The organism is Palleronia sediminis (genome assembly GCF_004358695.1).
In the GTDB taxonomy this organism is placed as follows: Bacteria; Pseudomonadota; Alphaproteobacteria; order Rhodobacterales; family Rhodobacteraceae; genus Palleronia; species Palleronia sediminis.
Window position 1 is genome coordinate 1 of record NZ_SNAA01000029.1, and the last position, 12,122, is coordinate 12,122.

Sequence of the window (12,122 nt, forward strand, 5' to 3'; positions counted from 1 at the left end):
CGGCAGGCTCAAGGACTGGCGCCGGGTGGCCACGCGATACGACCGGTGTCCGAAGGTCTTCCTCTCGGCCATCGCTCTCGCCGCCACGGTCATCTACTGGCTATGAGTCCTGACCCTAGGCCGTGGACCAAAACCGCTAAATCCGTGATGCCCGGATTGTGAATCTATCGCCCCAAGGCCCTTAACACCATGTTAGAACAAAATATGAACAAATACCATAAACGGGGTTTCCAACCACGCTGGGACAGATTATGACATGTTGTCAATAACAGACACAGATCGGGGCAGGCACATGAACGCGCATCCACGGACAGAATTTGCGGAACTGATGGAGCGGGCCGGTCTCGACATCGACGCGGCGGCAGAGCTTTTGGGGGTCAGTGACCGCACAGTCCGGCGCAACATGAAGGGCGAAGGCAAACGGATCGACCAGCTCCGGCTGGAGAAACTGCGCCAGACGGCCGACGCACGCTGCCCCGGCAAGCGTTCAGAGGGCTTCCGCTTCATCGACCTCTTCGCCGGGATCGGCGGACTGCGCCTGCCTTTCGAGGCCATCGGCGGGCGGTGCGTCTTCACGGCCGAGTGGGACCGGTTCAGCCGCGAGACCTACAGCGCCAATTTTCCTGAGCCTGCCGACAGCGATCACGTCTTCGCCGAGGACGTGCGCCCCTACGCCAGGGCACCCGAAACGATACCGGCCCATGACGTGCTGCTGGCCGGGTTTCCATGCCAGCCGTTCTCGATTGCGGGCGTCAGCAAGAAGAACGCCCTCGGCCGCCCCCACGGCTTCCTGTGCGACACGCAAGGAACGCTGTTCTACGATCTGGCCAGGATCATCGACCATCACCGCCCCCCCGCCTTTCTGCTGGAGAACGTGAAGAACCTTGAGCGTCATGACGGCGGCAAGACCTTTGCCACGATCATGCACGTTCTGGAGAACGAGCTGGGCTACAGGGTCTTCCACCGGGTCGTCAGCTCGACGCCCTGGGTTCCGCAGAAGCGCGAGCGCATCTTCATCGTCGGCTTCAAGGATCACAGCATCGGATTCGACTTCGACCAGCTCGTCGTGCCTGAAGGCGACGGCCCGACCCTCGGCGCGATCTTGGATACGGACGTTGATCCGAAATACACACTGACCGACCACATGTGGACCTACCTTCAGGGCTACAAGGAGAAGCATCGCAGCGCCGGAAACGGGTTCGGCTATTCGCTGTTCGGCCCCGGCGATGTGGCCCGCACCTTGTCCGCCCGCTACTACAAGGACGGCTCCGAAATCCTGATCGGGCAGAAGGGCAACCGCCCCCGCCGTCTGACGCCGCGCGAATGCGCCCGGCTCATGGGCTTCGAGAAGCCGGGCAAGTCCGACTGGAAAATCCCCGTCTCCGACACGCAGGCCTATCGCCAGTTTGGCAACGCTGTGGTCGTGCCGGTCGTGAAAGCGGTCGCGCAGCTCATGCAGACGCGGATCGCCGAGGCGATGGAGCTGGACGGCCGGGAGGTTCCTGCCGTCATTCAGCCGCAACTGCCGCTGGATGAGCGGCGGGCCTACGCCATCGAGGAAGCCCCCGACGAACACCTTGCGATGCTGGAGGCATCGCTGGCAGGCAGGTAATGCCTGCCGACACCGTTTCCCGCGCAGTCCGAAGCCGGATGATGGCGGGGATCAGGGGGAAGAACACCAAACCCGAGCTGGCAATCCGGTCCGCGCTGCACCGGCGCGGATTCCGCTTCCGCCTGCACCGCAAGGACCTTCCCGGCAGACCGGACCTTGTATTCCCCGGCCGCAACGCCGTTCTCTTCGTGCATGGTTGTTTCTGGCACGGCCACGACTGCCACCTGTTCCGCTGGCCGAAGAGCCGCGAGGCGTTCTGGCGGGAGAAGATCGGCAGGAACATCGAGCGGGACCGGAGGCAACTAGAGGCGCTTGCCGAGGCGGGCTGGCGCATCGGGACGGTCTGGGAGTGCGCCCTGAAGGGCAAGACCCGCCTGCCCTTCGAGAGTATTGTCGATCAATGCGCCATATGGTTGGAATCGGACATAAAAACACTGGAGGTGAGCGGGGATGAAGCGCGGGCAACTGTCTGACTGGTTCGAGGGCGTCGGGGTCAAGCGTCTGTCCGCCGTGGATGCCGAGCCGAAGACATCGAACCAGCACGAGGTCGGCACCACCGTGAAGATGCGCGAGGACTTTCTGGGCGAGACGCACCAGCAGAAGTTTCCGGCAATCTACGTCTGGCTTGGCGGCGACCAGGAGGGCTTCTCGGAAGAGAGCTGGGCCACGCATTACGACGCGCGGATAAACAAGCCCCGTGCCGCCGAATGGCGGCTCTACTACCCCTCCAATCCCGTCACCGAGGCCATGAGCGCCGGTGACACCCTGTTTCTGGCCAAGGACAAAAACGGCGTCCTGTGGTTCATCGTGGCCCCGGAGGGATCGACCAGCGAGCAGCAGCTTTTCTGGCTGTTCGGGCTGCGCCCCGAAGGCAAATCCTTCGTATCCCGCGAGTTCTCCGACGAGGAGCCGGAGCTGGACTTCGCGGCGCGCTTCATTCTGGACGAGATCGGCATCGAGTTCGAGGAGCCGGACGCCGACAAGCTGGACAGCATCATCGAGAAGTTCGGCACCACGTTCCCGAAGACAGCCGAGTTCTCCGACCTGGCCCGCCTCACCCTGCCAGAAGCAAGTGCGGAGGATGATCCCGACGCCGCGCTGATCGCCTGGCTGGACCACGAAGAGGCGCTGTTCCGGCGGCTTGAGCGCAGGATCGTGTCCTCGCGGATCGAGGCCGGGTTCCTCAACGAGGACGGCACCGATGTTGACGGATTCATCAGCTTTTCACTCAGCGTCCAGAACCGGCGCAAATCGCGCATGGGACATTCGCTGGAGAACCATCTGGCCGCTGTTCTGCGGGCGCACGACATCCGGCATGTCCGGGGAGCCGTAACCGAGCATAACCACAAGCCGGATTTCCTCTTCCCCGATCTTGAGACCTACCAGGCAGCTCCGGCCGAGGGCGATCCGCGCCTGACCATGCTGGGGGCAAAGTCCACCTGCAAGGATCGCTGGCGGCAGGTTCTGGCTGAGGCCGAGAAGATCAGCCGAAAGCACCTGCTGACGCTGGAGCCGGGGATTTCGGAACCGCAGACCAACCAGATGGAGGCTTCCAGCCTTCAGCTCGTGGTTCCCTCCCTTGTTCATGAGAGCTACACCGACGCGCAGCGCGGCTGGCTCTGGTCCGTTAGCGATTTCATCGGCGAGGTCCGGGCACGGCAGGAAGCAGGACGCTGAAAAGGCGCGCTGCGCCCCTGCCCTATCCGCCGAACACTCCGACAACCCACCACTTTACGCTCAACTCTAATGTTAGAGTTAAATTTAATGATATAGTTGACATTGGCTCTAATTTTAGTATCGTGTTGCCATGTATGTAATCACCTTCGCAAACCCGAAAGGCGGTTCGGGAAAAACGACATCCGCTATCCTTCTCGCCGAACAGATCGCTCTTTCAGGCGGACGGGTTTCCATCCTCGACCTCGACCCGAACGCCAACATTCTTGCGTGGGCAGAAGGCAGAAAGGCGGGAGAGCGCGAAGTGCCCTTCTCGGTTCATGCACGTCCGCAGGCCGAGGACACGGTTGAGCTGATTGATCAGCTTGCCGGTGAGGCTGACTACCTGATCATCGACCTTGAAGGATCGAAAGATCAGGTAGTCACCTTCGCGCTCTCCCGGACGGACCTTTGCGTCATTCCGCTCGACGGATCGCCCATGGAGGCCCGGCAAGCCGCGGCAGCCGTCCGGCTTGTGCAGACCACATCAAACATGATCCGCACGCCGATAGCGTATTCGCTTCTCTTCACGCGAACCAATGCAGCGTTCCAGACCACGGACGAGCGCGATGTGCGGCAGGAAATGGAAACCAACAGCATCCCGACGCTGCCGGTTCGCATCGCGAAGCGCGCGCCCTACACCCGCATCTTCCGCGACGGAGTGCTTCTGGCGGAGCTGCCCGCCATTGTGGCGAAAGAGCATGAAGGGAAGGCGGCGTCGGCTGCTGACAAAGCCATGAAGCAGGTCGCCGGGGCTATAGAGAACGCCCGTGACTATGCCCAGGCCGTCATCCACACCCTCACGAAAGAGAGAGTGGCATGAGCAAATACGGTTTTGGCGGAGGTATTGAGCTTCCCCAGCCTTCGCAAACCCCCACGACGCGGCCCAAAGCCGGACCGGCTTCTGTGGACAGGGCCGTCGAGGCCGGGAAGTCCCTTGGGTTTGTCAGTCGGGAAGGACCCACGAGACTGAAGCCCGGTCCGAAGCGTAAGGAAGCTCAGGACAAGGTTTCGATTCCCGGCCCCAAACGCGTTGTCGATGAGTTCCGGGCTTTCTGCCGGGAACGCGACATCACGCTTTGGCAAGGCCTTGAGCTATTGCTGTCAGAGAAGCGAGGCGGTTCCGGTTAAGGCCTGCCGCGTCTCTCGAAGACCTTCTTGCAGAACCCAATGAAGGCGGCGTTGGGGTTGCGGGGCGGTTCCGTCATCCACTCCCGCCATTCCTGTTCAAGAACATACACGTCCCATCCCGGCGCGACCGCCCTTGCATCGTGGTAGGCTTCCGGGTCGAGACGAACTTGTGACAGGGCAGGGGGGACGGTCCCGGCTTGATCGCCGCGCCGGTTGGCGAAGATCACCATGTCGTCCTCCAGCCGCACGGCATAATCGGGCATGTGGGCGTGCTGTCGGTCCTGTCGCACGATATTCGTCACGAGACGGCGAAACTCCTTTTCGGTGGAGCTTGAGCCACATTTGGCTTGCAGCTTCTCCAGTCCGATCTTCCACTCTTTCTTCGCCCCGCAATGCTTGCGGGCAAGCTCATAGATGCGCCGCTCCAGAGGCTTGCGCAGGCGGAAATAGTCGCGGTGCAGCGTCAGAACCTCTCGATGCCGGATGGCATTGAACACCCAGTCCGAGAGCCTGATTTCCACTTCCTGCATCCGCCCATCGCGCGTTTCCCGGACGATCTTGAACCGGTCAATCAATCCGAAGCCATCGAACTCCTCCTTGCCGCCGGTGATGAGATTGGTGGTGATCATCGTGCCTTGCAGGCGCTCCAAGGCGGCCCTGAGCTGTTCGTAACCCCGGCCGTCCGTTCCACGGTTCGTAGCCTTCAGCAGATCGTAGGCTCGAAAACGGATGGTCGGGCTGACCTCCCGTTCCTCGTTCAAAGCTGCAATGCACTGGCTGATGCAATAGATCAGCACGTCGCGATCATGGACTGTCGCCAGCCCCTTCATCGACGGTGTGATTTCAACAAAGTTTGGTCCGCTTTCGTAACGGCGGATATGCCTGTCAGGCTTTGTTGAAATAGAGAAGATCGGATGCTCCATCGAGGCCATGTCGCCCTTGGGCGCGGCATCGAAAATGTCGCAGACAAAGAAGTCTGCCTGCTGCATCCGGTCCGGCAAAAGCGGAGAGCGTGAATTCGTGTTATCACCCACCATTTGCCGACCTTCGTGCTTTCACCCACCACGGTCAAGAGATTCGTGCTTTTACACACCATTTTTCGTGTTATCACCCACCATCTTTCGTGCTTTCACCCACCGGGCTTTCAGAAACCGCTTTTTATTTCAGCGAGATAGGTGCTTTCTGCAAAGGCGTAACACAGATTCTAACACATATTTAACACCCAACCTGACTGACGGTCGCGACCTCAGCGCATCGAACCTGGCTCACTCCAGATAAAACGCGCAGACATCGGTGCCCGTGGATGTGGTGGTCCAGACACCCCCGAGAACAGCGCATGTGGGACCGTAGCTGGCCAAGAAACGCGGAAGCGTCACGGTCATCGCCAAAGCCAGAACGACAGCACCCAGACCGAACCAGGGCAGGCGGTTTCTGAACCGGTCCAGCTTCTGTTCCCGTTCCCAGACACGGCGCTGCGCCTCGGACCGATCCTTGTCGGCTTCTTTCAGAACGCTCTGGGTATGGTTCGACGCCCGGATCAGGCCGCTGGCAACATCGTTCATCCGGTCGATGATCCTGCCTGTGCGGTTCTCGATCAGATCGACTGCGAACTCCGCATACTGTTCCGGGTTCGTATGCTCCATCGTCGTCTTTGCGGCCCGCCGCGCCTCGTTCGCGGCCGTGGTCGCGTGATTGATCGCCTTGGTCTGGTCCTGCACATAATCGTTCAGCTCCAGCACGAGATCGCCAAGACGTGTCAGGGTTTCCGGCAGTTCCTCTCTGGAGGGTTCGGGGAACTCGGGCTGGTCAGACATGTCGGGTCACTTTCAAATCACTGGGCTTGGGGCATGAACAGCCCCGCAAATTCGGGATCGGCATAGTAGCGCAGCTTGCCCGCGATGGCCGTGGGCTTGCCCTGGACGCGCAGAAGCTGGACGTTGGAGGGCATCTGCATGATTTCATCAGGGGTCAGCAGATCGCGGCCGGTGATCTGTGTGCCCGTTGTGGGCATGTCGCCGGGCCGGTGGCTTTCGGTCTGATAGCCGATGGTGCCCTGACCCATCGACTGGCTCAGCCATTTGGCCGTCTCATAGTCGTTCACCCCGAAGACCTGTTGCACCCCGGCATTGGCCACAAAGGTCGAGGCACGTTGCCCGTAGAGATCGCGGAGCTGGCTCATGTCCTGCAAGATCGGCCAGAGCTGGAGACCGTAGCCCGCCATCAACCCCATGGCGCGCTCCACGGCCTCCAGGCGGCCGAGAGCGGCAAACTCATCAAGGAGGAACAACGTGGGTGCTTTCAGGCGTCCTGTGGCGCTCTGAGCGGCCCCGGAGGCGTTGGAGAGGGCAGGGGAGGCCTCCGGCGCGCTGTGAGGCCGTTCTGCGTCCCGTGCGATGTCCTGAAGGGCCTGGGAGACCAGCAGGCGCAGCCAGCGGCTGTAGGCGTCCAGCCGGTTGGGCGGCAGGACGAGGAAGACGGAGGTGAGCCGGTGCCGCAGGTCCGCGAAGGCAAAGTCCGACCGCGCCATGCACTTCGCGATCCGGGGGCTGTCGAGGAAATGTGTGTGCCGCTGCGCGTTCGACAGGACCGAGGCGGCTTCCCGGTCCGCCTTTCCGGCGAAGCGGTTCGCTGCGCGGGCCACCAGCCCGTCCGCCGCATCGCTGTCCTGCATCAGCTTCACAAGGTCCGCCATCCGGTCCGGGGGCAGGGTGAGGTATTCCCGGATAGCGGAGAGGTTGCGCCGCGCGGGTTCCTCGTGCGCCACGCAGAACATGATCAACCCGCCGATCAGCGCCTTGGCTTCCTCGTTCCAGTGGGCATCGCCGGTCTGGTGCGCCGGGTCCACCACAAGCGCGTCCGCCAGAGAGGCGGCATCCTCGCTCAGATCGGGGCTGTCAGCCGAGAGCCGATCGAGCGGGTTGTAGGCAGCGGAAGGACGCCCGGAAACACCGAAGGGATCGAGGAGGTGGAGCTTGCCCATGTCTTCCCGCGCGGCCCAGGTGATCCGGGCATTCTCCCCTTTGGGGTCGATGACCAGCACCGAGCGTTCCGCCCAGAGCAAGTTCGGGATCACCGTGCCGACACCCTTGCCCGCCCGTGTCGGGGCGAGGGTCAGCAGATGGGCAGGGCCATCATAGGACAGAAGTTTGCCGGTATCGGGGTTGCGCCCGATCAGGAGGCCGTCCGCCTGTTCCAGTTCCCGCAACTCGCGCCTGTTCGCGAACCGGGCCGAGCCATGGCTGCCGCCCCGTCCGCGCCCGAAGAAGATTGCCGCCCCGGATTGCTCGATCCAGCCCGCCGCGCCGACAACAGCACCGGCCAGCATGAAGGGACCGTAGACCAGCCACTTCCAGGCCGACTGTCCGGGCGGCACACCGAAGAACGGAGCCGAGACGAAGTAGGCGATGATCGCCCCGACCATCGCGCCCAGGACCGCGAAGACGATCACGCCGCCGACCAGAACCGGCGTGACCACCGTGAGCTGGATCACCCGGAACAGCCGCCAGAAGGCAAGGCTGACGAACCGGATCAAGAGCCGGTTTCCGGGTCAGGCGGGGGAGGGGTGGCCGAAGGCGCTGACCATTCCGCGAAGGCCTTGCGGTCCTGTTCACGGGCGAGGTTGCGGATCAGCCGGTCCACCATCGCGGCCACCCCGGAATCTCGTTCCGCCAGATCGAGCAGCGCGCCGCCGAGGATCACCTTGCGCCTTGTCTCCAGTTTGCGCTGTCTGGTGGCTTCCCGGTTCTTCAACGCCTGAAGCCGGGCCTTGGCCTGGGCGTATCGCTTTTCGGCACGTTCGAGTTCGGTATTGGCCAATTCGGGAATCCATCTTTCAGGTTGGCGGGTTGCGAGGTATTGCTTGCCAGATCAACCGGTAGTGCTTACCCGTAGGCCTGTAAAGGACAAGGGCGCACTTATGCAAACTCTTCACCTGCGGTTCCGAGATTTGCGTGCGATCTCCTTGAGTCGAGGCCTCAGCCGATGGCGAACTCCATCCGACGCGAGACGCGCCGGAATGGGAGGTGCCTTCGCCCTCCCAAACCCTCCGGAACCAACCTCGGCGGTTGGATCGCGTCCCGCAATGTCGCGCCAGCGTCTCGCCCGATGCCCCTCTGTGGGGGCCGGTCTGCCGCTGGCGTCTCCCTTGCGGGAGGTTCGTATCGTCGGACCTGCCGGTGCCGATACGAACCCGGTTTGCCCCCGGCAAACCGCCAGTGAGCTGCCCCCTGATCCCGCCCCCCATGAGGCTGGGGATCAGGGGGCAGCTCACTGGCAAGCCCGCGCCTCAGCCGCCCTCCGGGCAGCTTCGTCCGGGCTGTCTTTTCCCCTCCGGCCCCAGCCTCATGGGGGGCGGGCCTGCGGGGAAAAGACGGCTGACCCGGTGGCCCATGTCGGGGCATGGGCCGGGGTCAGCAGCGGCACTCACCGGCGGCGTTCCCGTCTCCATCGGGGTGGGTGCTGATGGCCAGCTACCACCTCTCCGTGAAAACGATCAAACGCAGCGCCGGGCGCTCTGCCACGGCGGCAGCGGCCTACCGCGTCGGGGAGCGCATCGAGTGCCAGCGCGAAGGTCGCGTCCACGACTACACCCGCAAGCAGGGCATCGAAGAGACCTTCATCCTGACCCCGAAGGACGCCCCGGACTGGGCTACGGATCGGTCCCTCCTCTGGAATAAGGTCGAGGCCAGCGAGACCCGCCGCAACTCCGTCACGGCCCGCGAGTGGGAACTGGCCCTGCCGTCCGAGATCAGCGCCGAGGACCGCTCGCAGATCACCCGCGACTTCGCCCGGGAGCTGGTCAGCCGCTATGGCGTGGCCGTTGATGTGGCGATCCACGCGCCGCATCGCGAGGGCGATCAGCGCAACCATCACGCGCACGTCCTGACTTCCACCCGGAAGCTGGAAGCGGATGGCTTCACGGCCAAGACGCGCGTTCTGGATTCCGCGAAGACCGGCGGCGTCGAGATCGAGCAGATGCGCGGCGTCTGGGCCGAGTTGCAGAACCGCGCTCTGGAGCGGGCTGGGGAGGTGGAGCGCGTCGATCACCGGTCGCTCGAAGCGCAGCGGGACACTGCGCTGGAGCGGGGTGACTCCCTGTCCGCCGAGGAGCTGGACCGCGACCCCGAGCTGAAACTGGGACCGGCGGCGAACTCCATGGAGCGGCGCGAGAAGGCGGCGGCAGAGCGTGAAGGCCGGGAATATGTCCCCGTGACCGAACGCGGGGCCGTGGTCCATGCCGCCCGCCAGGCCCGCGCCGCGTTCCGCGAGATTCGCGAGCGGCTCGACATCGCGCGCGAGACCTACGGGGCCGAGCGGGAGGCGGGGCAGGGCCATGTCTCCGCCGGTCTGGCGGCAATCAGGGCAGCGGCGACGGAGGAACGCGAAGCGGGACGGCCGGGGGAGGATTTCCGGGAGCGGCTGGCACGGGTCGTGGGCCGGTCAGAGGACCGGGACGATACGCCCAGGCCGAAAGGCCGCAACTACGCGCGGGAGCGCTTGAAGGCGATCATGGAGAAAGACGCGGGCCGGGACGGTCAGGCAGCGGTTCACAGGATGGACGGGCACAGTGATCCGGAGCGTGGCGAGAAGCCTAGGCGCGAGGATCGCAGGCCGTCCGTGAATGAACGCTTGAAAGATGTGCTGAACCAGCCGCGCGAGAAGCTGGAGATCGAGGACGAGCGAGACCAGGAGAAGGAAGTGGACAGCGAGCGCGAGATCGAAAGGGACGTGGATCGTGACCGTGGCCTGTCGCACTGATCTGCTGTCCATCTTCGACGGGATCGAGGCGGTGTGTTTCGACGCCTTCGGAACGCTGGTCGAGATCAGCGATAAGCGGCAAGCCTACCGGCCGTTGTTCAAAGCCCTGTCGCCTGAAAAGCGGCGCGCGCTGAAGTATCGGCTCCTGCGCGAGGATCGGGCATTCACAGTATGGCCCGAGGCGCTTGGCATCGAGGTCGATCCGATGACGCTTCTTGAGGTGATGGAGCGGATGATGATCGAGACCGGCTCAATCGTGATGCGCCCCGGCATGGCCGACATCTGGACGCGGTTACGCGGCGGGGGTCTGCGCCTGGCCGTCTGTTCCAACCTGTCGAGCGACTACATCCCGGCGCTGCGCAGCACCTTGCCCGACCGCCCGGACCTCGAAGTGCTGTCCTGCAAGGTCGGGGCGATCAAGCCGGAGCCTGCGATCTACGCGGCGGTGCTGGACGGGTTGCAGATCGGGGCGGGCCGGGTGTTGTTCGTCGGGGATACGCCCCGCGCCGACATCGAGGGGCCACGCAAGGCAGGTATGAAGGCCATCCGTATGGACGAGTTGGTCGCGGTGATGGAGAGCGGCTGACCCTTTCATCTTCCCGAAAGTATCCTCGGGGGAATGCCCGCAGGGCAGGGGGCAGACCGCCCCGGCCCTTGAACGCTTCCGGTTGATGAAACCGGAAGCGTAGCAGATCAGCCAGCAGTTTGCTGGCGCTCAGAGCCTAGCTGTAGGGTCCCGGACGATCACATAGACCCTCGCCGTCATGCCCTCTTCATGGCAAGGTCGATTCTGGGCGATGTTCAGGATGGAGGACGGGCATGCTGATCTCCCTTCACAAGCAGGCGGCGACTACGCCGAAGATCCGGGCCGCGATCCAGGCGAGCACGGAGCCGGCCTGGATGGTGGCGGAGCGCTACGGCATCTCCCAGCAAACGGTCTGGAAATGGCGCAAGCGCGACAGCGTTCATGACCGCAGCCATACCGCGCACAGGCTCCAGACCACACTGACGCCAGCGCAGGAGGCTGTGGCGGTGTCCCTGCGTAGGACCCTGCTCTTGCCGCTCGATGATCTTCTTGCGGTGGTGCGCGAGTTCCTGAACCCGAATGTGTCGCGTGCGGGTCTTGACCGATGCTTGCGGCGGCATGGGGTATCGCGGCTGCAGGACCTCAAGCCGAAGACACCGAAGATACCGCACAAGCCCGTCAAGGCCTACGAGCCAGGCTACCTGCATGTCGACGTGAAATACCTGCCGCAGATGGCCGATGAGGACTGCCGCCGGTATCTCTTCGTGGCCATCGACCGGGCCACCCGCTGGGTCTTTGTCCGCATCTATTCCGCGAAGACCGCCGCCAACGCCCTCCGCTTCTTGCGCGATCTGGGCCGTGCCGCCCCGATGAGGATCACCCGGGTGCTCACCGATAATGGAAGAGAGTTCACTGATCGGCTGTTCGGCCTGCGCAAGCGCGCCGCGACGGGCAACCATGAGTTCGACCGCCTATGCGCCGAGCTCGGGATCGAGCATCGTCTCGCCCCGCCCATGCGCCCTCAGACCAACGGGATGGTCGAGCGCTTCAACGGGCGGATCGAGGACGTCTTGCAAAGCCATCGCTTCCGGTCAGGCGAGGATCTGGAGCACACGATCCTGCGCTACGTCCGCCTCTACAACGGCCAGCTCCCACAATCGGTGCTGAAAGGAAGGACGCCGCTCGCTGCGCTCAAGGACTGGCACCGCGACAAGCCGGAACTCTTCAAAAAGCGCCCCTACAATCACCCGGGATGGGACACCTAGGCTCAGGACCCATTGATTTTAGCAGAAGTGCATGATTCACCGCGCGAAAACAGAGCGGTGATATGTCTGATCTCTTCTGGCTGAGCGATGCGCAGATGGCGCGTCTGGAGCCCTACTT

Annotated in this window: 11 protein-coding genes and 1 pseudogene; 8 read left to right on the plus strand and 4 right to left on the minus strand. The window is 63.4% G+C overall.

The genetic code is table 11. The annotated features are described in order from the left end of the window. The 5 genes and pseudogenes from E2L08_RS16230 to E2L08_RS16250 all read left to right on the plus strand — a co-directional run. Nucleotides 1–106 (plus strand): annotated as a pseudogene (locus E2L08_RS16230) (IS5/IS1182 family transposase); the annotation flags it as partial. Nucleotides 107–328: 222 nt separating this feature from the next. Continuing rightward, nucleotides 329–1,612 (plus strand): DNA (cytosine-5-)-methyltransferase, encoded by a 1,284-nt coding sequence (gene dcm / locus E2L08_RS16235; protein ID WP_240758279.1) that lies wholly within the window; start codon nucleotides 329–331, stop codon nucleotides 1,610–1,612. Further along, nucleotides 1,612–2,085: a very short patch repair endonuclease gene (locus E2L08_RS16240; RefSeq protein ID WP_133398144.1), complete on the plus strand. Its 474-nt coding sequence runs from the start codon at nucleotides 1,612–1,614 to the stop codon at nucleotides 2,083–2,085. The genes dcm and E2L08_RS16240 overlap by 1 nt, the downstream gene beginning before the upstream one ends. Further along, a complete protein-coding gene (locus tag E2L08_RS16245; protein WP_133398145.1) occupies nucleotides 2,063–3,289 on the plus strand; it encodes a type II restriction endonuclease in 1,227 nt (408 codons plus the stop codon). Before E2L08_RS16240 ends, E2L08_RS16245 begins: the two co-directional genes overlap by 23 nt. A 130-nt stretch (nucleotides 3,290–3,419) precedes the next feature. Then, nucleotides 3,420–4,148, plus strand: a complete 729-nt coding sequence (locus tag E2L08_RS16250) for an AAA family ATPase (protein WP_133398146.1) — start codon at nucleotides 3,420–3,422, stop codon at nucleotides 4,146–4,148. Between the two features lie 304 nt (nucleotides 4,149–4,452). Here the strand turns inward: E2L08_RS16250 and trfA are convergent, their stop codons facing one another. The 4 genes from trfA to E2L08_RS16270 all read right to left on the minus strand — a co-directional run bounded on the left by trfA (nucleotide 4,453) and on the right by E2L08_RS16270 (nucleotide 8,272). Beyond that, nucleotides 4,453–5,445 (minus strand): plasmid replication initiator TrfA, encoded by a 993-nt coding sequence (gene trfA / locus E2L08_RS16255; protein ID WP_240758281.1) that lies wholly within the window; start codon nucleotides 5,443–5,445, stop codon nucleotides 4,453–4,455. Nucleotides 5,446–5,721: 276 nt separating this feature from the next. Beyond that, nucleotides 5,722–6,270, minus strand: coding sequence for a hypothetical protein (locus tag E2L08_RS16260; RefSeq protein WP_133398148.1), 549 nt, complete (start codon nucleotides 6,268–6,270; stop codon nucleotides 5,722–5,724). 17 nt (nucleotides 6,271–6,287) lie between these two features. Further along, nucleotides 6,288–7,988: a type IV secretory system conjugative DNA transfer family protein gene (locus tag E2L08_RS16265; protein WP_240758288.1), complete on the minus strand. Its 1,701-nt coding sequence runs from the start codon at nucleotides 7,986–7,988 to the stop codon at nucleotides 6,288–6,290. Further along, nucleotides 7,985–8,272, minus strand: a complete 288-nt coding sequence (locus E2L08_RS16270) for a mobilization protein (protein ID WP_133398149.1) — start codon at nucleotides 8,270–8,272, stop codon at nucleotides 7,985–7,987. Before E2L08_RS16270 ends, E2L08_RS16265 begins: the two co-directional genes overlap by 4 nt. A gap of 645 nt (nucleotides 8,273–8,917) precedes the next feature. Here E2L08_RS16270 and mobQ point away from each other — a divergent pair. The 3 genes from mobQ to E2L08_RS16290 all read left to right on the plus strand — a co-directional run bounded on the left by mobQ (nucleotide 8,918) and on the right by E2L08_RS16290 (nucleotide 12,004). Further along, the gene (mobQ, locus tag E2L08_RS16280; RefSeq protein WP_133398150.1) at nucleotides 8,918–10,213 is read left to right on the plus strand and encodes a MobQ family relaxase; all 1,296 of its coding nucleotides are present in this window, start codon (nucleotides 8,918–8,920) and stop codon (nucleotides 10,211–10,213) included. Continuing rightward, a complete protein-coding gene (locus E2L08_RS16285; protein ID WP_133398151.1) occupies nucleotides 10,197–10,799 on the plus strand; it encodes an HAD family hydrolase in 603 nt (200 codons plus the stop codon). The genes mobQ and E2L08_RS16285 overlap by 17 nt, the downstream gene beginning before the upstream one ends. A 233-nt stretch (nucleotides 10,800–11,032) precedes the next feature. Next, nucleotides 11,033–12,004: an IS481 family transposase gene (locus tag E2L08_RS16290; protein ID WP_133398152.1), complete on the plus strand. Its 972-nt coding sequence runs from the start codon at nucleotides 11,033–11,035 to the stop codon at nucleotides 12,002–12,004. Nucleotides 12,005–12,122: the final 118 nt, after the last annotated feature.

What these genes read in the sequence shown, in the direction of transcription:
- dcm (WP_240758279.1), top strand. Translation starts at nt 329, where the DNA reads ATGGAGCGGGCCGGTCTCGACATCGACGCGGCGGCAGAGCTTTTGGGG.
- E2L08_RS16240 (WP_133398144.1), top strand. Translation starts at nt 1,612, where the DNA reads ATGCCTGCCGACACCGTTTCCCGCGCAGTCCGAAGCCGGATGATGGCG.
- E2L08_RS16245 (WP_133398145.1), top strand. Translation starts at nt 2,063, where the DNA reads ATGAAGCGCGGGCAACTGTCTGACTGGTTCGAGGGCGTCGGGGTCAAG.
- E2L08_RS16250 (WP_133398146.1), top strand. Translation starts at nt 3,420, where the DNA reads ATGTATGTAATCACCTTCGCAAACCCGAAAGGCGGTTCGGGAAAAACG.
- trfA (WP_240758281.1), bottom strand. Translation starts at nt 5,445, where the DNA reads ATGCAGCAGGCAGACTTCTTTGTCTGCGACATTTTCGATGCCGCGCCC.
- E2L08_RS16260 (WP_133398148.1), bottom strand. Translation starts at nt 6,270, where the DNA reads ATGTCTGACCAGCCCGAGTTCCCCGAACCCTCCAGAGAGGAACTGCCG.
- mobQ (WP_133398150.1), top strand. Translation starts at nt 8,918, where the DNA reads ATGGCCAGCTACCACCTCTCCGTGAAAACGATCAAACGCAGCGCCGGG.
- E2L08_RS16290 (WP_133398152.1), top strand. Translation starts at nt 11,033, where the DNA reads ATGCTGATCTCCCTTCACAAGCAGGCGGCGACTACGCCGAAGATCCGG.